Origin of the sequence: Sulfitobacter sp. R18_1 (genome assembly GCF_017743915.1) — a bacterium.
GTDB lineage: Bacteria > Pseudomonadota > Alphaproteobacteria > Rhodobacterales > Rhodobacteraceae > Sulfitobacter > Sulfitobacter faviae.
On sequence record NZ_JAGHRG010000004.1, the window covers coordinates 165,153 to 190,593 of the forward strand.

Annotated in this window: 28 protein-coding genes; 16 read left to right on the top strand and 12 right to left on the bottom strand. The window is 62.6% G+C overall.

Translation table 11 applies throughout. From position 1 onward, the window contains the following. Positions 1–32: 32 nt before the first annotated feature. The 8 genes from J7392_RS10200 to J7392_RS10235 all read right to left on the bottom strand — a co-directional run bounded on the left by J7392_RS10200 (position 33) and on the right by J7392_RS10235 (position 6,747). The gene (locus tag J7392_RS10200) at positions 33–812 is read right to left on the bottom strand and encodes a succinate dehydrogenase iron-sulfur subunit (protein WP_067261891.1); all 780 of its coding nucleotides are present in this window, start codon (positions 810–812) and stop codon (positions 33–35) included. Between the two features lie 10 nt (positions 813–822). Continuing rightward, positions 823–1,158 (bottom strand): hypothetical protein, encoded by a 336-nt coding sequence (locus J7392_RS10205; RefSeq protein ID WP_209217447.1) that lies wholly within the window; start codon positions 1,156–1,158, stop codon positions 823–825. Beyond that, positions 1,158–2,963, bottom strand: coding sequence for a succinate dehydrogenase flavoprotein subunit (gene sdhA / locus J7392_RS10210; protein WP_209217448.1), 1,806 nt, complete (start codon positions 2,961–2,963; stop codon positions 1,158–1,160). Before sdhA ends, J7392_RS10205 begins: the two co-directional genes overlap by 1 nt. Before the next feature lie 28 nt (positions 2,964–2,991). Beyond that, complete coding sequence (gene sdhD, locus J7392_RS10215) at positions 2,992–3,363, bottom strand: succinate dehydrogenase, hydrophobic membrane anchor protein (protein WP_067261896.1); 372 nt, start codon at positions 3,361–3,363, stop codon at positions 2,992–2,994. Positions 3,364–3,374: 11 nt separating this feature from the next. Continuing rightward, positions 3,375–3,758, bottom strand: a complete 384-nt coding sequence (gene sdhC, locus J7392_RS10220) for a succinate dehydrogenase, cytochrome b556 subunit (RefSeq protein ID WP_067261898.1) — start codon at positions 3,756–3,758, stop codon at positions 3,375–3,377. A gap of 252 nt (positions 3,759–4,010) precedes the next feature. Continuing rightward, complete coding sequence (gene mdh / locus J7392_RS10225) at positions 4,011–4,973, bottom strand: malate dehydrogenase (RefSeq protein ID WP_067261933.1); 963 nt, start codon at positions 4,971–4,973, stop codon at positions 4,011–4,013. Positions 4,974–5,127: 154 nt separating this feature from the next. Beyond that, positions 5,128–6,243 carry a PRC-barrel domain-containing protein gene (locus tag J7392_RS10230; protein ID WP_209217449.1) on the bottom strand — a complete coding sequence of 372 codons (1,116 nt, stop codon included), beginning with the start codon at positions 6,241–6,243 and terminating at the stop codon, positions 5,128–5,130. Positions 6,244–6,420: 177 nt separating this feature from the next. Next, entirely contained in the window at positions 6,421–6,747 is a 327-nt protein-coding gene (locus tag J7392_RS10235) for a hypothetical protein (RefSeq protein ID WP_067261901.1), read from the bottom strand. A 304-nt stretch (positions 6,748–7,051) separates the two neighbouring features. Between J7392_RS10235 and J7392_RS10240 the strand changes: the two genes are divergently transcribed. The 15 genes from J7392_RS10240 to lpdA all read left to right on the top strand — a co-directional run bounded on the left by J7392_RS10240 (position 7,052) and on the right by lpdA (position 21,061). Next, complete coding sequence (locus J7392_RS10240) at positions 7,052–7,918, top strand: CoA ester lyase (protein WP_209217450.1); 867 nt, start codon at positions 7,052–7,054, stop codon at positions 7,916–7,918. Further along, positions 7,915–8,472, top strand: coding sequence for an NnrU family protein (locus J7392_RS10245; protein WP_209217451.1), 558 nt, complete (start codon positions 7,915–7,917; stop codon positions 8,470–8,472). The genes J7392_RS10240 and J7392_RS10245 overlap by 4 nt, the downstream gene beginning before the upstream one ends. Before the next feature lie 14 nt (positions 8,473–8,486). Further along, a complete protein-coding gene (locus tag J7392_RS10250; protein WP_209217452.1) occupies positions 8,487–8,690 on the top strand; it encodes a DUF1737 domain-containing protein in 204 nt (67 codons plus the stop codon). Further along, positions 8,690–9,721, top strand: coding sequence for a MaoC family dehydratase (locus tag J7392_RS10255; RefSeq protein WP_209217453.1), 1,032 nt, complete (start codon positions 8,690–8,692; stop codon positions 9,719–9,721). Before J7392_RS10250 ends, J7392_RS10255 begins: the two co-directional genes overlap by 1 nt. Positions 9,722–9,944: 223 nt before the next feature. Continuing rightward, complete coding sequence (gene sucC, locus J7392_RS10260; protein ID WP_067261910.1) at positions 9,945–11,138, top strand: ADP-forming succinate--CoA ligase subunit beta; 1,194 nt, start codon at positions 9,945–9,947, stop codon at positions 11,136–11,138. A gap of 135 nt (positions 11,139–11,273) precedes the next feature. Next, a complete protein-coding gene (locus J7392_RS10265) occupies positions 11,274–11,567 on the top strand; it encodes a hypothetical protein (protein ID WP_209217454.1) in 294 nt (97 codons plus the stop codon). A 73-nt stretch (positions 11,568–11,640) separates the two neighbouring features. After that, positions 11,641–12,327, top strand: a complete 687-nt coding sequence (locus J7392_RS10270; protein ID WP_209217455.1) for a hypothetical protein — start codon at positions 11,641–11,643, stop codon at positions 12,325–12,327. Positions 12,328–12,379: 52 nt separating this feature from the next. Next, positions 12,380–13,267, top strand: coding sequence for a succinate--CoA ligase subunit alpha (gene sucD / locus J7392_RS10275; RefSeq protein ID WP_067261915.1), 888 nt, complete (start codon positions 12,380–12,382; stop codon positions 13,265–13,267). Positions 13,268–13,572: 305 nt separating this feature from the next. Further along, complete coding sequence (locus J7392_RS10280) at positions 13,573–16,533, top strand: 2-oxoglutarate dehydrogenase E1 component (RefSeq protein ID WP_209217456.1); 2,961 nt, start codon at positions 13,573–13,575, stop codon at positions 16,531–16,533. Positions 16,534–16,536: 3 nt separating this feature from the next. Next, positions 16,537–18,120 carry a 2-oxoglutarate dehydrogenase complex dihydrolipoyllysine-residue succinyltransferase gene (odhB, locus tag J7392_RS10285; RefSeq protein ID WP_209217457.1) on the top strand — a complete coding sequence of 528 codons (1,584 nt, stop codon included), beginning with the start codon at positions 16,537–16,539 and terminating at the stop codon, positions 18,118–18,120. A gap of 3 nt (positions 18,121–18,123) precedes the next feature. Continuing rightward, a complete protein-coding gene (locus J7392_RS10290; RefSeq protein ID WP_209217458.1) occupies positions 18,124–18,531 on the top strand; it encodes a hypothetical protein in 408 nt (135 codons plus the stop codon). Then, positions 18,528–18,911, top strand: coding sequence for an MAPEG family protein (locus J7392_RS10295; RefSeq protein ID WP_209217459.1), 384 nt, complete (start codon positions 18,528–18,530; stop codon positions 18,909–18,911). The genes J7392_RS10290 and J7392_RS10295 overlap by 4 nt, the downstream gene beginning before the upstream one ends. An 11-nt stretch (positions 18,912–18,922) precedes the next feature. Beyond that, complete coding sequence (locus J7392_RS10300; protein WP_209217460.1) at positions 18,923–19,186, top strand: hypothetical protein; 264 nt, start codon at positions 18,923–18,925, stop codon at positions 19,184–19,186. Further along, positions 19,183–19,578 carry an MAPEG family protein gene (locus tag J7392_RS10305; RefSeq protein ID WP_209217461.1) on the top strand — a complete coding sequence of 132 codons (396 nt, stop codon included), beginning with the start codon at positions 19,183–19,185 and terminating at the stop codon, positions 19,576–19,578. Before J7392_RS10300 ends, J7392_RS10305 begins: the two co-directional genes overlap by 4 nt. Positions 19,579–19,672: 94 nt before the next feature. Continuing rightward, positions 19,673–21,061, top strand: coding sequence for a dihydrolipoyl dehydrogenase (gene lpdA / locus J7392_RS10310; protein ID WP_209217462.1), 1,389 nt, complete (start codon positions 19,673–19,675; stop codon positions 21,059–21,061). Between the two features lie 429 nt (positions 21,062–21,490). Here lpdA and J7392_RS10315 read toward each other — a convergent pair whose 3' ends face one another. The 4 genes from J7392_RS10315 to J7392_RS10330 all read right to left on the bottom strand — a co-directional run bounded on the left by J7392_RS10315 (position 21,491) and on the right by J7392_RS10330 (position 24,298). Beyond that, positions 21,491–21,877, bottom strand: coding sequence for a hypothetical protein (locus J7392_RS10315; protein WP_209217463.1), 387 nt, complete (start codon positions 21,875–21,877; stop codon positions 21,491–21,493). A 104-nt stretch (positions 21,878–21,981) separates the two neighbouring features. Continuing rightward, a complete protein-coding gene (locus J7392_RS10320; RefSeq protein WP_209217464.1) occupies positions 21,982–22,719 on the bottom strand; it encodes a lysophospholipid acyltransferase family protein in 738 nt (245 codons plus the stop codon). Then, positions 22,716–23,624: an FtsX-like permease family protein gene (locus J7392_RS10325; RefSeq protein WP_348540698.1), complete on the bottom strand. Its 909-nt coding sequence runs from the start codon at positions 23,622–23,624 to the stop codon at positions 22,716–22,718. The genes J7392_RS10320 and J7392_RS10325 overlap by 4 nt, the downstream gene beginning before the upstream one ends. Then, positions 23,621–24,298: an ATP-binding cassette domain-containing protein gene (locus tag J7392_RS10330; protein ID WP_209217465.1), complete on the bottom strand. Its 678-nt coding sequence runs from the start codon at positions 24,296–24,298 to the stop codon at positions 23,621–23,623. Before J7392_RS10330 ends, J7392_RS10325 begins: the two co-directional genes overlap by 4 nt. A gap of 162 nt (positions 24,299–24,460) precedes the next feature. Here J7392_RS10330 and J7392_RS10335 point away from each other — a divergent pair, with 162 nt between their 5' ends. Continuing rightward, the gene (locus tag J7392_RS10335; RefSeq protein WP_209217466.1) at positions 24,461–25,441 is read left to right on the top strand and encodes a zinc-ribbon domain-containing protein; all 981 of its coding nucleotides are present in this window, start codon (positions 24,461–24,463) and stop codon (positions 25,439–25,441) included.

Below are 25,441 nucleotides of genomic sequence, written 5' to 3' on the forward strand. Positions count from 1 at the left end.
CTTGGCCGGGCCTTCCTGTCGGATTGGGTGGATTAGACGGTGCGCTCGACCATAAGTTTCTTGATATTGGCGATCGCCGCCGCCGGGTTCAGCCCCTTGGGGCAGGTCTTGGCGCAGTTCATGATCGTGTGGCAGCGGTAGAGCTTGAAGGGGTCTTCGAGGTCATCCAGACGCTCGCCCGTCGCCTCGTCGCGGCTGTCGATGATCCAGCGGTAGGCATGCAGCAGCGCCGCTGGCCCGAGGTAGCGGTCGCCGTTCCACCAGTAGCTGGGGCAAGAAGTCGAGCAGCAGGCACACATGATGCACTCATACAGACCGTCGAGCTTGGCGCGGTCATCGATCGACTGTTTCCACTCCTTGCGCGGCTCGGGCGTGTCGGTCTCCAGCCACGGCTGGATGCTGGCGTGCTGGGCGTAGAAATGCGTGAGGTCGGGAATGAGGTCCTTGACCACCGGCATATGCGGCAGCGGGTAGATCTTCACCACGCCGTTGATCTCTTCCATGCCGTAGGTGCAGGCCAGCGTGTTGATCCCGTCGATGTTCATCGCACAAGAGCCGCAGATGCCCTCGCGGCAGGAGCGGCGGAAGGTCAGCGTCGGGTCGATCTCGTTCTTGATCTTGATCAGCGCGTCGAGAATCATCGGCCCGCAATCGTCCATATCGACGAAATAGGTGTCGAGCGCCGGGTTCTTCCCGTCGTCGGGGTTCCAGCGGTAGATGTGGAACTCGCGCAGGTTGGTCGCCCCTTCGGGCTTGGGCCATGTCTTCCCGCTGGTCATGCGGGAGTTTTTCGGAAGCGTCAGTTGAACCATTATGCGTCTCCTAAAGCGTCAGACCGGCTGCGGGCGCGGCGGCCAGCAGGCAGGTACGGGTCTCGGGGCGCGACAGGATGGTGCGCACGGTGCCCGTTGTTGTGTCATCCACGCCAACCACGGTGGCGCGGGCCAATTCGCGCAGCTCCAGCGCGTCGGCATTGTCGATGATGCAATCGGTGAAGGGGGTGATCAGCTCTTTCGGCACCTGCGGGAAACGGGTGGCCAGAACCTCGGTCACCACGCCTTTGGAGGTCTGGCGGGCAGTGTCATCCACCGCCTGCTGAACCTCCACACAGGCCGACAGGCCGAGCAACGTGGCCGCGATGAGTGCTGTGCGGACCATCAATACACCCGTGCCTTGGGGGCGATCTTTTTCATGTCGATGCCGCCTTCATCCTCTTTCGTCAGCGGATCAAGGTGCACGGCGCGGTAGGTCAGCTTGGCATCGTTGCCGTCGAACCAGGCCAGCGAATGTTTGCGCCATTCGTCGTCGTTCCGATCCGGGTAATCCTCATGCGCATGCGCGCCGCGGCTCTCTTTCCGCGCGGCGGCGGCGGTGATCGTGGCGGTGGCGTTGGGCATCAGGTTGGTCAGCTCCAACGTCTCCATCAGGTCCGAGTTCCACACGAGGCTGCGGTCGGTGACATGCAGATCGTTCAGCTTGTCGGCCACGTCGATCATCTTCTTGCGACCTTCCTCCAACGTCTTGTCGGTGCGGAAGACGGCGGCATCGGCCTGCATGGTCTTTTGCATCTCAAGGCGCAGTTCGGCAGTCGGCGTGCCGCCCTTGGCATTGCGCAGACCGTCGAAGCGATCGAAAGCCTTCTCGACCGATTTGAGGTTCGGCGCGGGCACCGGGCTGTCGGCGTCGACGATCTTGGCCGCGCGGATCGCAGCGGCGCGGCCAAAGACTACGAGGTCGATGAGCGAGTTGGAGCCAAGGCGGTTCGCACCGTGTACAGAAGCACAGCCCGCCTCGCCCACGGCCATCAGGCCGGGTGCTACAGCATCGGGGTTGTCGGCGGTCGGGTTCAGCACCTCGCCCCAGTAGTTCGTGGGGATGCCGCCCATGTTGTAGTGCACCGTCGGCAGCACCGGGATCGGCTCTTTCGTGAGGTCCACACCGGCAAAGATGCGTGCGGATTCCGAAATGCCCGGCAGGCGCAGGTCCAGCGTCTCCGGCGGCAGGTGGTTGAGGTGCAGGTGGATGTGATCCTTGTTCTCACCCACGCCGCGGCCTTCGCGGATTTCCATCGTCATGCAGCGCGAGACCACGTCGCGCGAGGCGAGGTCTTTGTAGGTCGGCGCATAGCGCTCCATGAAGCGCTCGCCCTCGGAGTTGGTGAGGTACCCACCCTCGCCGCGCGCACCTTCGGTGATGAGGCAGCCCGCGCCGTAGATGCCGGTGGGGTGGAACTGAACGAATTCCATATCTTGCAGCGGCAGACCCGCACGGGCCGCCATGCCGCCGCCGTCGCCGGTGCAGGTATGTGCGGAGGTGGCCGAGAAGTACGCACGGCCATAGCCGCCGGTGGCCAGCACGACCATCTTGGCGCTGAACAGATGCATGGTGCCGTCGTCGAGTTTCCAGCAGAGCACACCTTGGCAGACACCGTCGTCCGACATGATCAAGTCGATGGCGAAATATTCGATGAAGAATTCCGCGCTTTGCTTCAGCGACTGGCCGTAAAGCGTGTGCAGGATCGCGTGACCAGTCCGGTCAGCGGCGGCGCAGGTGCGCTGCACGGGCGGGCCTTCGCCAAATTCCGTGGTGTGGCCGCCGAAGGGACGCTGATAGATCTTGCCCTCTTCGGTGCGCGAGAAGGGTACGCCGTAATGCTCAAGCTCGTAAACCGCCTTGGGCGCTTCGCGGGCGAGGTATTCCATCGCGTCGGTATCGCCCAGCCAGTCCGAGCCCTTGACCGTGTCATACATATGCCACTGCCAGTTGTCGGGGCCCATGTTGCTCAAGGACGCGGCGATGCCACCCTGCGCCGCCACGGTGTGGCTGCGGGTTGGGAATACCTTAGAGATACAGGCCGTGCGCAGCCCCTGCTCCGCCATGCCCAAAGTCGCGCGCAGACCAGCACCGCCTGCCCCCACCACGACAACGTCATATTCGTGGGTTTCGTATTCATATGCTGCCATTTAATCGGTCTCCCGTTTGGGCGTATTGTTACAGGGCGAGCTTGGCGATGGCGAAAACGCCAACCGCTGCTGCGCCGTAGCTGATGATGGTCATCACGATAAGGGCGACTTTGTTGGCCAGCCCATGGACATAGTCCTCGATCAGCACCTGCACGCCGTCATTGAAATGTTTAAAGCCCACGATCAGCGTCAGCGCCGCCACGATGGCCGGGAAAGGACGCGCGTAATAGGCAAGGATCTCTTCATAGCTGCCGCCAAGCGCGCTGCCAAAGGTAAAGACGAACAGTGGGATCAGGACCAGCAGCGCCAGCGAGGAGACTTTCATCGCCCAGAAATGTGCGGTGCCGGTTTTCGCCGAGCCAAGGCCGCGGGCGCGTTTGCGATCTGTCATGTATGCCATGGTGTCGCTCCTCAAACGATGATGATGGTCAGGATGGTCAGCACGACCGATCCGATCAGCACGGTCCAGCCCAGCTTTTCCGCGGTGGGGATATCAAGCATGCGGCCCGTGTCCCAGATCAGATGCCGCACGCCAGCCAGCGTGTGATACCACAGGCCCAAGAGCGACAGGGTAAAGACCAGATCACCGAACCAGCTGGTCATGATCCCGTTCACCGTGTCGAAATACTCAAGCGACGTGGCCGCGGCGAGGAACCACCACACGATCAGCAGCGCGGTGATCAGCATCGCGTTGCCGGTGATCCGGGTGAGAATCGACGTCATAGAGGTCAATTGTGGGCGGTAGATCGTCAAATGCGGGGAAAGCGGGCGGTTACCCCGGTTCACATCGGCCATGGCGCGGTCCTTTGTCCTGTGCTTTGTCCTGTGCTTTGCATCTTGATAGCGGTTTTTACAGGACTGTCACGGGGAACTGCGGGGAATCTGCGGGGTTTGGCCGGTGTTTCGGTGGAAAAATGACTTAGTGATGTGGTCCTGCCCGTTTTTGTGATCACAGCAGATTATCGTGTGATCACAAACCTACCCCACCCCCGAACGAAAAAGCGCGCCCCGATTGGGACGCGCTTTCGAACGCATATGCCGTGAAGCTTAGGCGAGGCTCTCATCGATGCCTTTGCAGGCTTCGACCAGACCTTTGACCGCGTTGACGGAGTTGTCGAACATGGCCTGCTCGTCTTTGTTCATCGAAATCTCGACGACACGCTCAACACCGCCTGCGCCGATCACGGTGGGCACGCCCACGTAGAAGCCGTTCAGGCCGTAGGCCCCATCGACATGCGCCGCCGCAGGCAGCACGCGCTTTTGGTCCTTGAGATAGGCTTCGGCCATCTCGATTGCCGAGGTGGCGGGCGCGTAGAAGGCCGAACCGGTCTTCAACAGGCCCACGATCTCGGCACCGCCGTCACGGGTGCGCTGCACGATGGCGTCGAGCTTGTCTTGCGTGGTCCAGCCCATTTTGACCAGATCGGGCAGCGGGATGCCTGCGACGGTGGAGTAACGCACCAGCGGCACCATCGTGTCGCCGTGGCCGCCCAGAACGAAGGCGGTGACGTCTTTCATCGAGACGTTGAACTCGGTCGCGAGGAAGTGGCGGAAACGCGCGGAGTCGAGCACGCCAGCCATGCCGCAGACCTTATTGTGCGGCAGGCCCGAGAATTCGCGCAGCGCCCAGACCATCGCGTCGAGCGGGTTGGTGATGCAGATCACGAAGGCGTCGGGGGCGTGTTTGGCGATGCCCTCGCCCACGGATTTCATAACCTTGAGGTTGATGCCCAGCAGGTCGTCGCGGCTCATGCCCGGCTTGCGCGCCACACCGGCGGTGACGATGCAGACATCCGCCCCGGCGATGTCGGCGTAGTCTTGCGTGCCCGACATGGTGGCGTCGAACTTGCCCGAGGGGCCCGACGACGCGATATCGAGAGCTTTGCCCTCAGGGGTGCCCTCGGCAATGTCGAACAGGACGACATCGCCCAATTCTTTCAACGCTGCGAGATGGGCGAGAGTGCCGCCGATTTGCCCCGCGCCGATAAGCGCGATTTTGGGTCTGGCCATGGTCATGTCTCCGACAGAGGTTTCATTTGCGCCGGAGATACCGAAATGCACGGTCCCGTGCAAGTTGCAGCATTGGCGGGCGGCTAACCCCTGCCCTCACCACGAAAAAAGCCGCCCCGAAGGGCGGCCGATCGCTGAACCTTAAGGCGAATAATTAGTCGCCTTGGTACTCAGGCTGCGATTCCAGACGCTCTTCGGTGCTGTCGATGTAGATGCGCACGTCGTCGCCTTCCACGTTTTGCAGAACCTGAAGTTCGTCAAATGTCACGGCCACCGGCTTTTCACCCAGACCAAGGAAACCGCCCACGTTGATGACCACACGGTCAATCTGGCCGTTGTCGCCGATCAGCAGGGTGTCGATCTCACCCACTGTTTCATCGTTGGCACCATAGACATAGGAGCCTTCAAGGTCTTCGGCGCTCATCTGCTCGATCATCTCGGCTTCGGCATTGGCATAGCCTTCACGCTCAACTTCGGGGCGCGGCAGCAGTTCACGCTCAACGGTTTCGTCACCTGTGATCACGGTGGTGTTGGCTTCCGCTTCGTTGACAGCTTCTTCTGTCTCGGCTTCAGCGTTCTCCATCATGGTTTCGGCTTCTTGGGCCATTTCCTCGGATTCGGCCTCTACGTCATTGGCCATCTCTTCGGTCTCGGCTTCAAGGTTTTCGGCCGCGTTCTCGGTGTCTTGCGCCAGTTCCTCGGTCTCGGCCTCTACGTCATTGGCCATTTCCTCGGTCTCGGCTTCGACATCGTTCGCCATCTCTTCGGCTTCGGTCTCGCCGTTGATGACGGTGACGTTCGCGTCAGTCTCGTTCATGGCGTCGCCTTCCATCTGCTCGCCATCCATCATGGGACGTTCGAACTCAGGCGCCTGCTCCAGCATCTCTTTCGAGGTGTTCACAACGAGGAAGCGCTCGCCGCCTTCGTCGTTCAGGATGCGAATCTTGTCCATGGAGATCGAAACGTCACGTTCGCCCATGCCAAGGAAGCCGCCGATGCCGAGGATCACGGCAGTTACTTCGCCGTCCTGCGACACGATGATGTCGTTAATCTCGCCAATATCATCCCACTCCTGCTCGGCGCCATCGGCAACGGGGGTGGCCGCGTCAACTTCGGCTTCGGAGTTGTAGATGCGCATGCCGATCAGGTCGGATGCAAGGAAATCTGTCTGCTCTACGGCAACGTTGCCAAAGCCTTCGGAATGCGCGTCAGCAAAGGCTGTGCCGGTCATGGTCAATACGATGGCCGTGGTGCTCAGAAAACGTTTCATTGTAGGTCTCCTTCCAAAAATGAGCGTTGCTTGCTCTTCTGGAACCACAACCCGGATGGCCCTCTCCAGTTCCACGGCCGCACAAATAAATGGCGGGACTTCGCCCAAGCAGCGGCAAGCCCCAAACATGGAAAAGGCGGCCCCAGGCCGCCCGCGCTTCCCCGATATATTCCGCCCTCAGGCGTCTTCGCCCTTGGCGGGCAACTCCTCCGCCAGCGCCTCGAACCCTTGGCCCGAGGCGACAAGACAGGTGATGCCGTTGACCCCGGTGACCGTGATCGTCCAACTGCCCGTCTGGTCAGAGGCGAAAACCTCAACCACCGCATTATCGCCGCCCAGCCCCATGGACTGGCGCGTCTCGCCATAGCCATCGGCCAGCCGCAGCACCACATGATCGCGCGGTGCGCAATTGCGCGGCGTCTGCGCCTCGGTCGTGGTGGCCAGCACAATTGCCGAAGCGGCGGTGAGCGCCGCGAGGTGAAGAAATTTAACGAAACCTGTCATAGCATTTGCCTTCGCATCGAAAGGCGTGATCCTTGGGGGATGGCAATGCGCCGTCTTTCGCACCGGCCCCCAAAGCAGCCTTGGTTGAAATGACTGCATCCGCTGCGCTGGAAACTGCGGCAGATGCGATGCAACTGACAGTGCGCCCCAAGGCTGAAAGACTGGTTAATCCGCCGCGCAGAGATCACCGCAACAGCTTTGCTGCGTCGCGGCATGTTTTGCCTTGAAGTTTTCGCACAAAAATGCCCCTCTGTGCGCAACAATGTTAGGCGGCCAGCGTGCCGCCCTGCCTGAGGAGCCTTCCATGACCGCCACAACCCGCCCCCTGCGTTCCGTTCTCTACATTCCCGGCTCCAGGTCCCGCGCCTTGGACAAAGCCCGCGGATTGGCCTGCGACGCGGTGATCTTCGACCTCGAAGATGCCGTCTCCCCCGATGAGAAAATCGCCGCCCGTGAAACATTGGCCGAGGCGCTTTCCACAGGCGGCTACGGCGCGCGGATGCGGGTGGTGCGGATCAATGGGCTGGACACCGAATGGGGCGTCAATGACGCCCGTGCCGCCGCCGCGATGAAGCCCGACGCGATTCTCTTGCCCAAGGTCGGATCCCCCGCCGATCTCGAAGCACTGACCGAGATCGTGGGCGACATCCCCCTTTGGGCGATGATGGAGACCCCGGGCGCCATGCTGAACGCCGCCGCCATCGCCGGGCACCGCCAGTTGCAGGCCATGGTAATGGGCACCAACGATCTGGCGAAAGACCTGCAAACCCGCTTCCGCCCCGACCGGCTGCCGCTGATCACCGGCCTCGGGCTTTGCCTGCTGGCCGCCAAAGCGCATGGCGTGGCGATCATCGACGGGGTGTATAACGCGTTCAAAGACGAAGACGGGCTGCGCGCAGAATGCGAACAGGGCCGCGACATGGGGTTCGACGGCAAGACGCTGATCCACCCCGCACAGCTCGACATCGCGAATGCCGCCTTCACCCCGTCAGAGGAAGAAGCCGCCCTCGCCCGCCGCCAGATCGACGCCTATGAAGAGGCACAGGCCGCAGGTCAGGGCGTGGCGGTCGTCGATGGTAAAATCGTGGAAAATCTCCATGTTGCCACCGCCCGCGAAACACTGGCAAAACTGGCGGCAATTGCAGCCATGAGCCCGGAGCCTTCGCCATGACAATTCTCATCCTCGGCCTGATCCTTTGGATCGGGGCCCATCTCTTCAAACGCCTGATGCCTGCCCAACGGGCGCAGATGGGCACCGCAGGCCGAGGCGCGGTGGCCGCCGCATTGGTCGTGGCACTCGCCCTCATCATCTGGGGTTATCGCGCGGCGGAATTCATTTCGGTCTGGACCCCGCCGAGCTTCCTAACCCACCTTAACAACCTGTTGATGGTACTGGCCTTCTGGGTCTTCGGCTCCAGCGCCGCCAAGGGCGCCAAGGCATGGCCCGCCTATAAAACCCGCCATCCGCAGCTGCTGGCGGTGAAAATCTGGGCCACGGCGCATCTTCTGGTCAACGGCGATCTCGCCTCTATCCTGCTCTTTGGCACCATGCTCGGCTGGGCGGTGAGCGAGGTGATCCTGATCAACCGCGCCGAGCCGGGCTGGACACCCCCGCCCCACGCAGGCCGCGCCACCTATATCCGCCTCATCGTGATCTCCACGATCCTCTTCGTTCTCGTCGCCGGCATTCACTCATGGCTCGGCGTCATCCCCTTCCCCCATTGACCCCGGAGCCTTCCATGAAAGTTTACCGCTTCCTCTCCGAAGAAGACACATCCGCCTTTTGCCACAAGGTCACCGACGCGCTGAACAAAGGTTGGGAGCTATACGGCTCCCCCACCCAAACATGGGACCACAAGGCCGGGGTCACGCGCTGCGGCCAAGCCGTGGTGAAAGACGCCCCCGGCACCTATTCGCCCGACACCAAATTGGGCGAGCAGTGATGAGCAAGACCAACCGGGGCCGCTTCTTTGAGGATTACACACTGGGCGAGGTGCTGCATCACGCGGTGCCCCGCACAGTCGGCGCGGGCGAACGTGCGCTCTATCACGCGCTCTACCCCGCGCGGCACGCGCTCTATTCCGCCGACAGTTTCGCCCAGTCCTGCGGGCTGAAGGCCAGCCCGCTCGACGATATGATCGCCTTTCACATCGTCTTTGGCAAAACCGTGCCGGATGTCTCGCTCAATGCCGTGGCCAATCTGGGCTATGCCCAAGGCCGCTGGCTGCGCCCCGTCTGGCCCGGTGACACGCTGCGCGCCGAAAGCGAAGTGATCGGCCTCAAACAGAACTCCAACGGCAAGACCGGCGTCGTCTGGGTCCGCACCACAGGGCTGAACCAGAATGACGAAAAGGTGCTCGACTATGTCCGCTGGGTCATGGTGCGCAAAGGCGATCTCGACGCCCCCGCGCCCGAGACCACCCTGCCGAACCTGCCCGATGCGCTGAGCGTGGATCAATTGCACATCCCGCAGGGCCTCGACTTTACCAATTACGACTTCGCCCGCGCCGGGGAGCCGCATCGCTGGGGCGATTACGAGGTCGGCGAAAAGATCGACCATGTCGACGGTGTCACGATCGAGGAAGCCGAGCACATGATGGCCACGCGCCTGTGGCAGAACACGGCCAAGGTGCATTTCGACACCTCCGCCCGACCCGACGGCTCGCGGCTGATCTATGGCGGTCATGTGATCTCCATGGCCCGCGCGCTGTCCTTCAACGGGCTGGCCAACGCGCAAATGGTCGTGGGGCTGAACGGCGGCGCCCATGCCAACCCCTGCCTTGCGGGCGATACCGTGCGTGCCTGGACCGTAGTGCTCGACAAGGCCGAGACGTCGGCCCCCGGTGTCGGTGCGCTGCGTCTGCGCCTTGTGGCGACCAAAGGCGGCGCCCCCTTCGAGCTGCGCGATGAGGCCGGAAAATACCGCGCGGAGGTTTTGCTTGACCTCGATTACTGGGCGCTCATGCCGCGCTAAACAGCCGGTCCGCCCCTTCGGTGGGGCGGCCTATCCCCCCTTATTCAAGCAAAAATCAGCCGATTCGGAGCCGCTGGGTGGAAATGTGATCACACGTATTTATCGTGTGATCACAAAACTCATTTTTAGCTGGTCAAACCCGGCTTTCTCCGAAAAAACCCTTACAGGAACGAAAGTCATCCCCATACTACGGGGCAACTGGAACAGAAACGGGACCGTTTTCATGAACATCCACGAATATCAGGCAAAAGCCCTCCTGCGCAGCTATGGCGCCCCTGTCTCCGACGGCCGCGTTGTGCTGAAGGCAGAAGACGCCAAGAACGCAGCCGGCGAAATGGACGGGCCCCTCTGGGTTGTCAAAGCGCAGATTCACGCAGGCGGTCGCGGCAAGGGCAGCTTCAAAGAAGCCGCCGCTGGCGAAAAGGGCGGCGTGCGCCTTGCCAAATCCGTAGAAGAGGCGGCCGAGGAAGCCAAGAAGATGCTGGGCAAGACACTGGTCACGCACCAGACCGGCCCGGCAGGCAAACAGGTCAACCGCATCTACATCGAAGACGGCTCCGACATTGAGCGTGAGCTGTACCTCGCGCTGCTGGTCGACCGTCAGACCAGCCGCATCTCCTTTGTCTGCTCCACCGAAGGCGGCATGGACATTGAAGAAGTCGCCGAAGCGACACCTGAGAAAATCCTCAGCTTCTCCGTCGACCCGGCCACCGGCTACCAGCCCTACCATGGCCGCCGCGTTGCCTTCTCGCTGGGTCTTGAGGGCGCCGCCGTCAAGCAATGCGTCAAGCTGATGGGTCAGCTCTACAAAGCCTTCATCGAGAAGGACATGGAGATGCTGGAGATCAACCCGCTGATCGTCATGCCCGGCAACGAACTCAAGGTGCTCGACGCCAAGGTCGGTTTCGATGGCAACGCCATGTACCGCCAGCCCGACATCGCCAACCTGCGCGACGAGACCGAAGAAGACGCCAAGGAACTCGAAGCCTCCAAATATGACCTGAACTACATCGCGCTCGACGGTGAGATCGGCTGCATGGTGAACGGCGCGGGCCTTGCGATGGCGACCATGGACATCATCAAGCTCTACGGTGCGGAGCCTGCCAACTTCCTCGACGTGGGCGGTGGCGCGACCAAGGAGAAGGTGACCGAGGCCTTCAAGATCATCACCTCCGATGAGAACGTCAAAGGCATCCTCGTGAACATCTTCGGCGGCATCATGCGCTGTGACGTCATCGCCGAAGGCGTTGTCGCTGCGGTGAAAGAGGTCGGCCTGCAAGTGCCGCTGGTTGTCCGTCTCGAAGGCACCAACGTCGAAGAAGGCAAGGCGATCATCAACAACTCCGGTCTCGACGTCATCGCCGCCGACGACCTGAAGGATGGCGCGCAGAAGATCGTGAAAGCGGTCAAAGGTTAAGCCTTTTCGGCCAGTCCCGCCCGGCCCCCGCGCCGGTCGGGACTGGCCGTTTCCAACGTTCCTGCCGCCCCGCTGCGGCAGGGGCAAATGCGACGACACGGCGCCGCGCCCACCCGATCACGCAATGAGGTCAGTATGGATCAATCTCCCAAATCCTCCCCCGTTTTGACGGGTATTGCGCTATTGGGGGCGGGCATTCTGATCCGGCAATGGCAACCCGGCGCCCTGCGCCTGCCCGAACCGGTCAACCACCGTCGCCACGACCTCGGGTTGCGCCGCGCCGCGCGGAAATCCCGTGACGGGCTGGCGATGATCCTGCCGTCGAACCTCACCGGCTCCATCGGCCGCAGCCTGATGATCATGGGCGCGGGCCTGCTGACCCTGCGGGTGCTGGACCTGCTGGTCGATCAAGATGAGCAGCTTTACTGATGCCCGTGCTGTCGCTCGCCCCCTTTATTCAACATGCGGCCAAGCGCGACAGCGCCCCGCGAAAGGCGGGCCTATGACACAGGCGCTTGCCTCTTCCCGCGCGGGCTGGTGGGTGATCCTCGCCCTGATCCTGGCCTTTGCCGCGCAGATGGTCGTTGTGAACGGCCTGGCCGCCGCCACCCAAACCACGCTACTGGCCGAAGGCGGCTTTTACGAAAGCCTCTCCGTCGTGGGTTACATCCTTTGCATTCTCGCATTGGTCTGGACCCTGCGCGGCGCGGTGTTGCGGGTCTGGTATCTGCCGCTGGTGCTGGCGGTCATGGCGGGGCGTGAATTGGACCTCGACAAAAGCCTGTTCACCCGCGGCCTGTTTAAAGCCCGGCAGTATACTGGTGAGGGGGTCCCGCTGGGCGAAAGGCTGATCGCCGGGCTGATCCTTGCGCTGATCGTCACCGCCATCCTGCTGATGCTCTGGCGTCACGCCCGGCCCTATCTCACGGCCCTGTTTCGGGGCCGCGCTTGGGCGGGGGCGGTCCTGCTGGGGATCGGCTTCACCGTCGCTTACAAACTGCTCGACGGCATCGCGCGCAAACTCGCCCCTCTGGGGATCGAGGTCAGCGCCGATGCCGAACGCACCGCCTTCGTCGTCGAGGAGATCGGGGAGCTTGGCATCCCGGTCATGTTCCTCGTCGCCATCCTGCTGTGGCCCGGCCCTGCGCCTGCCACGGCCCATCCCACCAACCGGGCGCACCGCGTCTGACGCCCCCGGGGCCTGCCCCCGGGATTAAACATCACCGACCAAGGAAGAAATCATGGCCGTACTAGTCAACGAAAACACCAAAGTCATCTGTCAGGGTCTGACCGGCTCGCAGGGGACGTTCCACACCGAACAGGCCATCGCCTATGGCACCAAGATGGTCGGCGGCGTGACCCCGGGCAAAGGCGGTCAAACGCATCTCGACCTGCCGGTCTTCAACTCCGTGCACGAAGCCAAACACGCGACCGAGGCCAATGCCTCCGTGATCTACGTCCCGCCCCCCTTCGCCGCCGACTCGATCCTTGAGGCGATCGACGCCGAGATGGAGCTGATCGTCTGCATCACCGAAGGCATCCCGGTTCTGGACATGGCCCGCGTCGCCCGCGCGCTCGAAGGCTCCAAATCGCGCCTCATCGGCCCGAACTGCCCCGGTGTCATCACGCCCGATGCCTGCAAGATCGGCATTATGCCGGGCCACATCCACCGCCGTGGCTCCGTCGGCGTCGTGTCGCGCTCGGGCACCCTGACCTATGAGGCTGTGAAGCAGACCACCGACATGGGCCTTGGCCAATCCTCTGCCGTGGGCATCGGCGGTGACCCGATCAAAGGGACCGAGCATATCGACGTGCTGGAGATGTTCCTTGCCGATGACGAGACACAGTCGATCATCATGATCGGCGAAATCGGCGGCTCCGCCGAAGAGGAAGCGGCACAGTTCCTTGCCGACGAGAAGAAGAAGGGCCGTTGGAAGCCCACCGCTGGTTTCATCGCAGGCCGCACCGCCCCTCCCGGACGCCGCATGGGCCACGCAGGCGCGATCGTCGCCGGTGGCAAGGGCGACGCGGAGAGCAAGATCGAAGCGATGAAAGAAGCCGGGATCGTGGTCGCCGACAGCCCCGCCACACTGGGCGAAGCGGTCAAAGAAGCGATCGACAAGGGCTGATGCCTGCCGGGCGGGTCACGGCCCGCCCATTGACCCACTCCGCAAAGCACTATGTTTTTCGGGGTCTTGATAAAAACCACCCGGCGCCGCCGACAGCGAAGGAGGGCAAGATGCACATACAGACCGCGGTCAATCTCTGCCCGCTTTCGCCCGGCGCCGGCCCGCGGGCAAGCGCCCGATCCGGCGGCTTCGCAGGGCCCTGCACCTCCGCCTTCGATACCTATGGCCCCCCGCCCCGGGCCTGACTATAGACCGACCCTGATTCTGACCCTGTCCCGTCTGCCCCGCCGAACAAAGGTGACCCAATGACCGACCAACCCGCCAACGAACAATTCCACGCCTCTTCCTTTATGGAAGGCGACAACGCGGAATATCTTGAGGCGATGTACGCCCGCTATGCCAATGATCCCAACGCGGTTGATGAAGCATGGCAAACGTTCTTTGCGGCGATGGGCGATGACGCCGAAACCGCGCAGGCCGAAGCCGCTGGCCCCTCTTGGGCGCGTCCCGATTGGCCCCCCGCCCCCCAAAGCGAGGTGATGGGCGCGCTGACCGGTGTCTGGCCCGAACCGACCGAGGCAAAGGCCGCAGGCGAGAAGATCAAGAAAAAGGCCGAGGAAAAGGGCGTTCCCGTTTCCGACGATCAGATCCGCGCCGCCGTGCTCGACAGTATCCGCGCGCTCATGCTGATCCGCGCCTACCGCATCCGTGGCCACCTCGCCGCGACGCTCGACCCTTTGGGCATGCGCGACATGGGCGAACAACCCGAGCTTGACCCCAAGTCCTACGGTTTCACCGATGCCGACATGGACCGCCCGATCTTCATCGACAATGTGCTGGGCCTCGAAGTGGCCACCATGAAGCAGATCGTCGGCATCGTCCGCTCGACCTACTGCGGCACCTTCGCGCTGCAATATATGCATATCTCCGACCCCGAGCAGGCCGGTTGGTTGAAAGAGCGGATCGAGGGCTACGGCAAGGAAATCGCCTTTACCAAGGAAGGCCGTAAGGCGATCCTGAGCAAGCTGGTCGAAGCCGAGGGTTTCGAGAAGTTCCTGCACGTCAAATACATGGGCACCAAGCGTTTCGGCCTTGATGGCGGCGAAAGCCTTGTCCCGGCGATGGAGCAGATCATCAAGCGCGGCGGCCAGTTGGGCGTCAAGGACATCGTCATCGGCATGCCGCACCGGGGCCGCCTCTCGGTCCTCGCCAATGTCATGCAAAAGCCCTACCGCGCGATCTTTAACGAATTCCAAGGCGGCAGCTTCAAGCCTGACGATGTGGATGGCTCGGGCGATGTGAAGTACCACCTCGGCGCCTCCTCCGACCGTGAGTTTGACGGCAACTCCGTGCACCTGTCGCTCACCGCAAACCCCTCCCACCTAGAGGCGGTGAACCCCGTCGTGCTGGGCAAGGTCCGCGCCAAGCAGGACCAATTGAACGACGAAGACCGCACCGCCGTCATGCCCGTGCTCCTGCACGGTGACGCGGCTTTTGCGGGCCAAGGCGTCGTGGCGGAATGCTTCGCGCTTTCGGGCCTCAAGGGCCACAAGACCGGCGGCACCATGCATATCGTGGTGAACAACCAGATCGGCTTCACCACCGCGCCGCATTTCTCGCGCTCCTCCCCCTATCCGACCGACAACGCGCTGGTCGTCGAGGCGCCGATCTTCCACGTCAACGGCGATGACCCGGAGGCCGTGGTCCATGCCGCCCGCGTCGCGACCGAGTTCCGCCAGAAGTTCCACAAGGACGTGGTCATCGACATTTTCTGCTACCGCCGCTTCGGTCACAACGAAGGCGACGAGCCGATGTTCACCAACCCGGTGATGTACAAGAGCGTCAAGAAACAGAAAACCACGCTGAGCCTCTATACCTCGCGTCTGGTGGCCGACGGTCTGATCCCCGAGGGGGAGATCGAAGACATGAAGACCGCCTTCCAGAACCATCTCAATGATGAGTTCGAGGCCGGAAAAGACTACCGCCCGAACAAGGCCGATTGGCTGGACGGCAAATGGTCCGGCATGGACAAAAAGAACAAGTCCTACCAGCGCGGCAAAACCGCCATCGCGCCCGAAACGCTGCAAGATATCGGCAAGGCGATCACAAGTGCGCCCGACAGCTTCCCGCTGCACAAGACCATCGGTCGTCTGCTCGACGCGAAAAAGAAGATGTTCGAAAGCGGTGAAGGCTTTGACTGGGCCACGGCAGAGGCGCTCGCCTTCGGCTCCCTGCTGACCGAAGGCTACAAGGTCCGCCTGTCCGGTCAGGACAGCACCCGCGGCACCTTCAGCCAACGCCACTCGGCCTTCATCAACCAAGAGAACGAAGACCGCTACTATCCGCTGAACCACATCCGCGAGGGCCAAGCCGACTATGAGGTCATCGACTCCATGCTCAGCGAATATGCGGTGCTGGGTTTCGAATATGGCTATTCGCTGGCCGAACCCAACGCGCTGACGCTCTGGGAGGCCCAATTCGGCGACTTCGCCAATGGCGCGCAGATCATGTTCGACCAGTTCATCTCAAGCGGTGAGAGCAAATGGCTGCGGATGTCGGGCCTCGTCTGCCTGATGCCGCATGGCTACGAAGGTCAGGGGCCCGAGCATTCCTCGGCCCGTCTGGAGCGTTTCCTCACCATGTGCGGCGGCGACAACTGGATCGTGGCGAACTGCACCACGCCCGCCAACTACTTCCACATCCTGCGCCGCCAGCTGCACCGCAGCTACCGCAAGCCGCTGATGTTGATGACGCCCAAGTCGCTGCTGCGCCACAAGCTGGCGATCAGCAAGGCCGATGAATTCACCACCGGGTCGAGCTTCCACCGGGTGCTCTGGGATGACGCCGAAAAGGGCAACTCCGACACCAAACTGGTCGCGGATGACAAGATCAAGCGCGTGGTGATGTGTTCGGGCAAGGTCTATTACGACCTGCTGGAAGAGCGCGATGCCCGCGGCATCGACGACGTCTACCTCCTGCGCTTCGAGCAGTTCTACCCCTTCCCCGCGCAATCCGCCGTGAAGGAGCTGGAACGCTTCAAAGGGGCCGAGATGATCTGGTGTCAGGAAGAGCCCAAGAACCAAGGTGCATGGTCCTTCATCGAGCCCAATATCGAATGGGTTCTGGGCCGCATCGACGCGAAACATGGCCGCGCCTCCTATGTGGGCCGCGCCACCTCAGCCTCGCCCGCCACGGGTCTGGCCAGCCAGCACAAAGCACAACAAGCCGCCCTCGTTGACGAGGCGCTGACCATCAAAGGAAAGTAAACCATGACAAGCGAAGTACGCGTCCCAACGCTGGGCGAATCCGTCACAGAAGCCACCGTTGCCACATGGTTCAAGAAACCCGGCGATACCGTCGCGGTGGATGAAATGCTCTGCGAGTTGGAAACCGACAAGGTGACTGTCGAGGTGCCCTCCCCCGTCGCAGGCACCCTGAGCGAGATCGTGGCCCAAGAAGGCGACACCGTGGGCGTCGACGCCCTTCTCGCCAATGTCAGCGAAGGCGACAGCGGCTCGGCGGCCGCGCCCAAGGCCAAGGAGGCCGCCGAAGATGCCGGCGCCGCCTCCCAGTCCGACCGTGGCGGCGATGCGCCCAAAGCCATCGACGCAGGCGCTACCGAAGTCGCTGCCCGCGAAGGTCAAAGCATCGACGTGCAGGTGCCCACCTTGGGCGAGTCGGTGACCGAAGCGACCGTGAGCACTTGGTTCAAAAAGGTCGGCGACAAGGTCGAAGCCGATGAAATGCTCTGCGAGTTGGAGACCGACAAGGTTAGCATCGAAGTCCCCGCCCCCGCCGCAGGTGTGCTGGCCGAGATCTTTGCCGAAGAAGGCAGCACTGTCGAAGCTTCCGCCACACTGGCCGCGCTGACCACCGGCGCGGGCGCTGCCGCCCCCAAGGGTGAAGACGCCAAATCCGGTGCCGGTGCCGCGCCTGAGACCAAGCCCGCCGATGGCAAGGATGTGGAAGACGCGCCTTCCGCCAAGAAAGCGATGGCCGAAGCGGGCATCAGCCGCGATCAGGTCACAGCTTCGGGCCGTGACGGTCGCGTGATGAAGGAAGACGTGGCCAAAGCCGTGGCCGCAGGCGCCTCCGCGCCGAAAGCCGAGGCGAAACCCGCAGCACCCCGCGCTGCCTCCGCCCCCGATGACGCCGCCCGCGAGGAGCGGGTCAAGATGACCCGCCTCAAGCAGACCATGGCGCGCCGCCTCAAGGAAGCGCAGAACACCGCCGCGATCCTGACGACCTTCAATGAGGTCGACATGACCGAGGTCATGGCCCTGCGCAACGCCTACAAGGCCGACTTCGAGAAGAAGCACGGCGTGCGGATGGGCTTCATGTCCTTCTTCACCAAGGCCTGCTGCCACGCGCTGAAAGAGATCCCCGAGGTCAACGCCGAGATCGACGGCACCGATGTGATCTACAAGAACTACGTCCACATGGGCGTCGCCGCAGGCACGCCCACGGGCCTCGTGGTGCCGGTCATCAAGGACGCTGACGCGATGTCCTTTGCCGAGATCGAAAAGGCCGTGAACGCCATGGGCAAGAAAGCCCGTGACGGCAAGCTGACCATGGCCGACATGACCGGCGGCACCTTCACCATCTCTAACGGCGGCGTCTACGGCTCGCTGATGACAGCGCCCATTCTGAACCCGCCGCAGTCCGGCATCCTCGGCATGGCCAAGATTCAGGACCGCCCGATGGCGATCAACGGCGAGGTCGTGATCCGTCCGATGATGTATATCTCGCTCAGCTACGACCACCGCCTGATCGACGGCAAGGGCGCCGTGACCTTCCTTGTCCGGGTCAAGGAGATGCTCGAAGATCCGCGCCGTCTGTTGATGGATCTGTGATAGATGTCAGCAGAATTTGATGAAAGTGTAAGACTTGAGTACTACCGCGCGGGTGTTGACGCGACGCGGGAGATTGGTGCGATGGCACTCAAGTTTCTTATTACCTTAAATAGTGGGGCGTTTGTCGTCCTGCTCACTTTCATTGGTAATTCTGCTGCACAATCGCAATTTGAAATACCGCTCAGCTCGCTAAGATTGGGTATGTACCTATTCTTAGCGGGCATCTCTCTATCGTTTGTTACAATCGCGTATTCGTACTTCGCCTCACAACAAATATCCCCATATCCGTCGCCAACGAAAACCGGCGATAGGTATTTCGTGCCCATCGTACTGCTAGTCGCCGGATGTGCTTTTTTGGCCTTTGTGGTAGGAGTTGTGACGATAGTCGCAAATGTCGGAGTACCAAAATGACCGAAACCACCCTCCTCGCCGCCTATGGCCTTCTGGTCATGCTGACGATCCTCTTGCAGGTGCTCGGCGCGACCCGGCAGCTCTCAATGGGCTATCTGATGTCTTCGCGCGACGAGACCCGCACCACCACCGGCATGACCGCCCGTCTGGGCCGCGCGCTGGATAACTCCGTGGTGGCGCTGGCACTTTTTGCCCCCGCCGTGCTGCTGGTCGAGATCATGGGCCGAAACAACAGCGCCACGCTGCTGGCCGCGCAGGTCTTTTTGCTGGCGCGGATCATCTACGTCATCGTCTATGCGCTTGGCGTGCCGACGATCCGCACGCTGGCTTGGCTCGCAGGCTATGCCGCCACCGCCGTTCTTTATTTCCACGCGCTCTGAAAGGCATTCCCATGCAGATGATCTGCCACCTCGACGTCACCGATTTCGCCGCTTGGAAAGACGCATTCGACGCCGATGCCGAGGCGCGGCGCAATGCCGGGCTCTCGGTGCTGCAAATCTGGCAACACGCCGACAGCAGCAGCAAAGCCTCCGTTCTCTTGGATGTGAACGACCGCAAAAAGGCCGATGATTGGCTCGCCCGCTCCGATGCGCTCAGCAGCGATGACAAGGGCACCGTGACCAGTTCCACCGCCTATTTCGTGAAATCCGCATGAGTGCCGAGCTGACCGTCCTGACCCTCGCGGCCCTGCTACAGGGGCTGCAATTCATGCTCTACGCCGTGCCCGCCAACCGTGAGCTTGGCCCCGGCTACACCATGTCGGCGCGTGACCGTGAGCCGTCGCGCGCGATGAGCGACCGCACCGCCCGTCTGGGCCGGGCGCTCGACAACCATTTCGAAGGGCTGATCCTTTTCGGCATCGCCGTGGGCGTGGTGCAGATGTCGGCCCAGAACACCGCCTTCACCGCCGCCTGCGCTTGGGCCTATCTCATCGCCCGGCTGCTTTATGTTCCGGCCTATGCGCTTGGCCTGCGCCCGCATCGCTCGTTCATCTGGATCATCGGTTTCACCGCGACCATGCTAATGCTGCTGGCGGCCCTCATTTAACCCTATCCCCAAACACCCGCAGGCAGCGGCGCTTGCACCTGTAACCCGCGCCTCATACCTTGCCTGCACCACCCGACTGCTAAGGAGACCCCCCATGTCGAGCTATGATGTCATCGTGATCGGCTCCGGCCCCGGCGGCTATGTTGCCGCCATCCGTTGCGCGCAACTGGGCCTGAAAACCGCCTGTGTAGAGGGCCGCGAAACCCTCGGCGGCACTTGCCTCAACGTGGGCTGCATCCCCTCCAAGGCGCTGCTGCACGCCACGCATATGCTGCATGAGGCCGAGCATAATTTTGACGAGATGGGCCTCAAAGGCAAAGCACCTTCCGTCGATTGGAAGCAGATGCTGATCTACAAAGACAAGACCATCGAGACCAACACCAAGGGCATCGAATTCCTGTTCAAAAAGAACAAGATCGACTGGCTCAAAGGTTGGGGTTCGATCCCCGAGGCGGGCAAGGTCAAGGTCGGTGACGAGGTCCATGAAGCCAAGAATATCATCATCGCCTCCGGCTCCGAGGCCGCGGGGCTGCCGGGCGTCGAGGTCGATGAGAAGACCGTCGTGACCTCCACTGGCGCGCTGGAACTGGGCAAGATCCCCAAGAAGATGGTCGTGATCGGCGCGGGCGTGATCGGGCTGGAACTGGGCAGCGTTTACGCCCGTCTCGGCACCGAGATTACGGTCGTCGAATATCTCGACGTGATCACCCCCGGCATGGACCCCGAGGTGCAAAAGACCTTCCAGCGCATGCTGAAAAAGCAGGGGCTGAACTTCGTCATGGGTGCCGCCGTGCAGAAGACCGAAGTCGCAAAGGGCAAAGCCACGGTCAGCTACAAGCTGCGCAAGGACGACAGCGAACATGAGATCGAAGCCGATGCCGTGCTCGTCGCCACAGGCCGCAAGCCGGTGGTCAAGGGCATGGGGCTCGACGATCTCGGCATCAAGATGACCGAGCGCGGGCAGATCGCCGTGAACGACCATTGGGAGACCTCCGTCAAAGGCGTCTATGCCATCGGTGACGTGATCGAGGGCCCGATGCTGGCCCATAAGGCCGAGGACGAAGGCATGGCCGCCGCCGAAGTCATCGCGGGCAAGCATGGCCATGTGAACTACGGCGTGATCCCCGGCGTGATCTACACCCACCCCGAGGTCGCCAGCGTGGGCGAGACCGAGGCAACGCTGAAGGAAGCGGGCCGGGCCTATAAGGTCGGCAAATTCTCCTTCATGGGCAACGCGCGGGCCAAGGCGGTCTTTGCCGGCGACGGTTTCGTCAAGCTGATCGCGGATAAGGAGACCGACCGCATCCTCGGCTGCCACATCATCGGCCCCGGCGCGGGCGACCTGATCCATGAGGTCTGCGTGGCGATGGAATTCGGCGCCTCGGCGCAGGATTTGGCGATGACCTGCCACGCGCATCCGACCTATTCCGAAGCCGTGCGCGAAGCCGCACTGGCCTGCGGCGACGGGCCGATCCACATGTAAGACGACGGGGCGGGCCAAGGGTCCGCCCCTTTTCGTTGCGCAGGCGGCGCACGCTGCGGCTATCGCGCGTTAACCACCCCTGCCCTACAACCTCCCCCGTCGCGACATTCACGGAAGACGAGGCCCTTCGCGGGTCATGTCGATACGTAGAGACATGCAGGGTGACGCCTGTCTTTTCCACCTCCCTCGGCGGCGCCGCCACTTTCGACGGCTTCCTGAATATTTGAGTTTGCGTCCCGCGAAACCATCGTTTCAGCGGGCACTACGCCATGCCGATAAATCGCGGAGGGCAGCGCCGCCCCAGGGGGGCGGGTCGGCGCTGCCCTGCCTGCGGCCGAGCGGAACATGCCAACTCTTGCTCCGCAAAAACAAAAACGGCCCGCCTAGGTTAGGCAGGCCGCTCAAGACTGGCAGTATAAGCCGCAGGGTCTACTCAGCTTTCGCCGGAGCGACCCGCCGGAAAGTGATCCCGCAATTTTTCTGGATGCTCATTTTCTCCAAGGCTTCCAGCTCACCTTTCAGGCGCCCCAGGTCCGCCGCGGTCTGTTTGTCGCCCTTGATAAAGAAGGCGGCGGGCCAAAACACGACCAGCGCTACGCCGGTGGCGACCGCGTCATCGCTGGCTTTTTTGTTTTGAACGCCAGAGAGTTCGCCAACCTTAGCGCTTACACGGTTCGCTTCGGCCACCAATTGTTTGCAAGAGTAAGACTGGTAAGTCACTGGCGACACGTAGGACGGAGCAATGGTGTCGGCCTTTTGAGCACATGCGCTGACAGAAACCGCCGACAAGGCAAGCGATGCTACAATTTTCTTCATTTTAAAGTCCTTAACGAAAAATACGCTTCCTCGTAGACTTATGAGCATGTACATTCCAGAGGAAATTCAATCTAAACGCGAATTTCGTGGCGTCACCTATGCGCCTATTCCGCCTCCGCAGGCCGCCATCCCGCCTCGCGCAGCAGCGCGTCGGAATGGCTCTCCACCTCCTGCTCCAACCGCGCCATGAAGGTGCGCTTATCCAGCCCCGGCTCGATCGGCTCCAGAAACTCCACCACGGCCAAGCCCGGGCGGCGGTAGAGGCCCCGGCGTGGCCAGAAGTAGCCCGCATTGGTCGCCGCAGGCACGCAGACCTGCCCCAGTTGATCGTAAAGCACCGCCGTGCCGACTTTGTAAGGCGCGCTCAGCCCCGGGGCGACGCGGGTGCCTTGGGAATAGATCACGATCTGTCCCGGCTCCACCCGGCCCGCGTTCACGTCTTCCATCATCTTGGTAATCGCCTGCCCGCGTTTGCCCCGGTTCACGGCGATCATCTGCATCCGCTTGGTGTACTGCCCGATCACCGGCGTCCAAAGCACCTCGCGTTTCATGATGAACTTGGCCCGTGGCAGGGCGTGGAAGATCATGATGATATCGAGGAAAGACTGATGTTTGGCCGCGATCAGAACCTCACCCTCGGGGACTTGGCCGCGCACTTCGCAGCGCAGCCCGATCAGCCAACGCGCCGTCCACATGGCCCAAGCAGCATAGGCTTTGCAGCCCGCATAGGCCCCGCGTTTGGAGAACATCGCCCAAGGCGCGAAGGCCAGCCCGATCACCGGCATCGCCACGGTCACCTGCACGATATAGAGGATCGAGCGGACCCACTGCAGCAGCTTCATGTCAACTCCCTCAATGTACGCCGGGCGGCGGCCCCGGTGGCGGCAAAGGCGACCGCGCCGACAAGGAATGGCACCATCAGCGGCACGGCCCAATGCCAGCCTTGGAAGCCCAGACCGGTCAGAAATCCGCCCGCCTCGCCCGCGTCAGGCAGCAACACCACCGCGATCATGCCCAAGGCCGTGCCCGCCGCCGCGCCCAGCAGCGCGCGCAGCGTGAAACGGCGGATGAAGGCCCGCGCGATATAATCATCGGTCGCCCCCACCAGCCGCAGCACCGCGATCACCTGCGCATTGGCCGCAAGAGCCGCTTGCGCGGCAAGCGTCACCATCGCGGCCACCGCAGCCCCGATCAACAGCGTCGAAATCCAGCCCAAGAGGCGCAGGCGGCTCGCTGCCGCCACCAGCGGCGCGCGCCAGCGGCTGTGATCGTCCAGCACCGCGCCCGGCACCTCGGCGGAGAGGCGCAGGCGCAGGCCCACCGGGTCCAACCCCTCGCCTTCCTCGACCACTTCGATCAGGCGCGGCACCGGCAGGTTCTCCATCGCCAGTTCCGGGCCGAACCACGGGGCGAGCAGCTCTTCCTGCTCCGCATCCGTCAGGGCACGGGCCGAGGCCACGCCCTTGGTCGTCTGCAACACCTTCAAAGCCGCCTCCGTCTGGGCCGCGCGTTGATCCAGCGGCGCCACGATCCGCACCGTCGCCGACTGCGCCAACTCCTGCCCCCAGACCTGCGCCAAACGGCCCGAGGCCAGCGACAGCGCCAAGGCAAAGACCGCCAGAAAGGCCATGGCCCCCGCTGCAAAAAGCGTCAGTTGCGCGGTGAACCCCGAAGGCGGCACCACGCGGTCGGCCTGCCGGTCGCCTTTGAAAATCGCGCGCAGGGCGCCCAGATCGAAGCGCTTCACAGATCTGCCCCCGCCAGTTGAATGCGCCGGTTCGCGATGCGCAGCACGCGGGCCTGCACATGCGCCTTGGTGGCGCGGATCAGGCCCAGATCATGGGTGGCGATCAACACGGTCTTGCCCATGCGGTTCAACTCGATCAGCAGGCGCAGCAGCCGCTGGGACATCTCCCAGTCGATGTTCCCTGTCGGCTCATCGGCGAGGATTACATCGGGCGACATGATCACCGCGCGCGCCAATGCGGCCCGTTGCCGCTCCCCGCCCGAGAGCTCAGGCGGCAGAGCGTCGGCGCGGTTGGTGAGGCCAACCCACGACATCAATTCTTCCAGATCCGTGCCCCCCGCCTCGGCCCCGCGGCCCGAGACATTCAGCGGCAGGGCCACATTCTCGGCCAGGGGGAGATGGTCGAGGAATTTCACGTCCTGATGCACCACGCCGACACGGCGGCGCATCAGCGCGATGTCATCGCGCCCCAACCCGCGCACGTCCTGCCCGAACATCCGCAGATGCCCCGCCGTGGGCAAAAGCGCCCCGTAGCAGAGCTTCATCAAGGTGGTCTTGCCCGCGCCCGAGGGGCCGGTCAGAAAATGGAAGGATCCGGGGGCGAGTTTCAGCGTGATGTCGGACAGCAATTCGCCCCCGCCATAGCTGTAGGCCACATTTTCGAGCTCTATCACGCATCCACCTTAAAAAACTTCGACCTGTTGTGCCTCAGCACCGGAAAGGATTCAATCACTCAGAACCCCAGCACCCCGCCCAGATATCACTTTTCCTACGTTATTCTAGGACATATGCTGCCCGTTACGATCTCAGAGCACCGAACGAACCCAGGAATGACCATGCGGCTGATCTGCCCCAACTGCGACGCGCAATACGAAGTCCCCGACGATGTGATGCCGGCGGCGGGGCGTGATGTGCAATGTTCCAACTGCGGGCAGACGTGGTTCCAGCATCACCCCGACAATGCGCCAGAGGCCGAAGAGGATGATTTCGCCGACGACGTGATGCGGATGAAGCAGCGCGGCCCGGATGAGGACACGGAAGCCGCCGCAGCGGCCAGCCTGCCGGATTTGCAGCCCTTCGGCGATGAAGAGGAAGACGCGCCCTTCGAAGACGATCAAGACGACGACTTCGAAGACGAATTCGACCCCGAGGAGGAGGCGCCCCAACCCGCTCCCGCCGCGCCAGTGCGCCGCCCCCTCGACCCCGCCATCGCGGAGATCCTCCGTCAAGAGGCCGCGGCAGAGCAAGAAGCCCGCCGCCGCCGCCAGTCCGAACCGCTGGAAAGCCAGCCGGACCTAGGCCTAGACGACGCGCCCCGGCCCCAGCCGCAGCAAAGGGCTGAGATTGCGGCGGAAGACCATGTGCCCGAGGATGAAGACGCCCGCCGCGCCCATGAGGCGCGCCTGCGCATGGCCAAGATGCGCGGAGAGCCGGTGCCGGAAAGCGAAGTTGACGCCTATGGCAGCGCCTCGCGCCGCGATCTTCTGCCCGATATCGAAGAGATTAACTCGACCCTGCGCCATGACGGGCAAGAGGGCGCGCAGGCTGGGCCCACCCCCACCGCCGCGCTCGACCGCCCCGAAAAGCCGCAGAAATCCGGCGGGTTTATGCGCGGTTTCACTATAATGATCGTCTTGGCCGCCATCCTCGCGGCGGTCTATGTCTACGCGCCCGAGATCGCGCAGTCTCTGCCGCAGGCCGATCCCTATCTGTCATCCTATGTGGCATGGATGGACGATGCGCGGCTCTGGCTCGACGGGCAGTTGCAGGACCTGTTGGTCTGGCTCGACACCGTGGCGACCCAGTCGCAGGGTTAA

Bases quoted from the DNA above. Each gene is read 5' to 3' on its own strand.
- J7392_RS10235 (WP_067261901.1), bottom strand. From the start codon at position 6,747: ATGACAGGTTTCGTTAAATTTCTTCACCTCGCGGCGCTCACCGCCGCT.
- lpdA (WP_209217462.1), top strand. From the start codon at position 19,673: ATGTCGAGCTATGATGTCATCGTGATCGGCTCCGGCCCCGGCGGCTAT.
- sdhD (WP_067261896.1), bottom strand. From the start codon at position 3,363: ATGGCATACATGACAGATCGCAAACGCGCCCGCGGCCTTGGCTCGGCG.
- J7392_RS10280 (WP_209217456.1), top strand. From the start codon at position 13,573: ATGACCGACCAACCCGCCAACGAACAATTCCACGCCTCTTCCTTTATG.
- J7392_RS10255 (WP_209217453.1), top strand. From the start codon at position 8,690: ATGAGCAAGACCAACCGGGGCCGCTTCTTTGAGGATTACACACTGGGC.
- J7392_RS10245 (WP_209217451.1), top strand. From the start codon at position 7,915: ATGACAATTCTCATCCTCGGCCTGATCCTTTGGATCGGGGCCCATCTC.
- sdhC (WP_067261898.1), bottom strand. From the start codon at position 3,758: ATGGCCGATGTGAACCGGGGTAACCGCCCGCTTTCCCCGCATTTGACG.
- J7392_RS10270 (WP_209217455.1), top strand. From the start codon at position 11,641: ATGACACAGGCGCTTGCCTCTTCCCGCGCGGGCTGGTGGGTGATCCTC.
- J7392_RS10295 (WP_209217459.1), top strand. From the start codon at position 18,528: ATGACCGAAACCACCCTCCTCGCCGCCTATGGCCTTCTGGTCATGCTG.
- mdh (WP_067261933.1), bottom strand. From the start codon at position 4,973: ATGGCCAGACCCAAAATCGCGCTTATCGGCGCGGGGCAAATCGGCGGC.
- J7392_RS10250 (WP_209217452.1), top strand. From the start codon at position 8,487: ATGAAAGTTTACCGCTTCCTCTCCGAAGAAGACACATCCGCCTTTTGC.
- J7392_RS10200 (WP_067261891.1), bottom strand. From the start codon at position 812: ATGGTTCAACTGACGCTTCCGAAAAACTCCCGCATGACCAGCGGGAAG.
- J7392_RS10335 (WP_209217466.1), top strand. From the start codon at position 24,461: ATGCGGCTGATCTGCCCCAACTGCGACGCGCAATACGAAGTCCCCGAC.
- odhB (WP_209217457.1), top strand. From the start codon at position 16,537: ATGACAAGCGAAGTACGCGTCCCAACGCTGGGCGAATCCGTCACAGAA.
- J7392_RS10320 (WP_209217464.1), bottom strand. From the start codon at position 22,719: ATGAAGCTGCTGCAGTGGGTCCGCTCGATCCTCTATATCGTGCAGGTG.
- J7392_RS10290 (WP_209217458.1), top strand. From the start codon at position 18,124: ATGTCAGCAGAATTTGATGAAAGTGTAAGACTTGAGTACTACCGCGCG.
- sucD (WP_067261915.1), top strand. From the start codon at position 12,380: ATGGCCGTACTAGTCAACGAAAACACCAAAGTCATCTGTCAGGGTCTG.
- J7392_RS10230 (WP_209217449.1), bottom strand. From the start codon at position 6,243: ATGAAACGTTTTCTGAGCACCACGGCCATCGTATTGACCATGACCGGC.
- sdhA (WP_209217448.1), bottom strand. From the start codon at position 2,963: ATGGCAGCATATGAATACGAAACCCACGAATATGACGTTGTCGTGGTG.
- J7392_RS10305 (WP_209217461.1), top strand. From the start codon at position 19,183: ATGAGTGCCGAGCTGACCGTCCTGACCCTCGCGGCCCTGCTACAGGGG.
- J7392_RS10315 (WP_209217463.1), bottom strand. From the start codon at position 21,877: ATGAAGAAAATTGTAGCATCGCTTGCCTTGTCGGCGGTTTCTGTCAGC.
- J7392_RS10240 (WP_209217450.1), top strand. From the start codon at position 7,052: ATGACCGCCACAACCCGCCCCCTGCGTTCCGTTCTCTACATTCCCGGC.
- sucC (WP_067261910.1), top strand. From the start codon at position 9,945: ATGAACATCCACGAATATCAGGCAAAAGCCCTCCTGCGCAGCTATGGC.
- J7392_RS10265 (WP_209217454.1), top strand. From the start codon at position 11,274: ATGGATCAATCTCCCAAATCCTCCCCCGTTTTGACGGGTATTGCGCTA.
- J7392_RS10300 (WP_209217460.1), top strand. From the start codon at position 18,923: ATGCAGATGATCTGCCACCTCGACGTCACCGATTTCGCCGCTTGGAAA.
- J7392_RS10205 (WP_209217447.1), bottom strand. From the start codon at position 1,158: ATGGTCCGCACAGCACTCATCGCGGCCACGTTGCTCGGCCTGTCGGCC.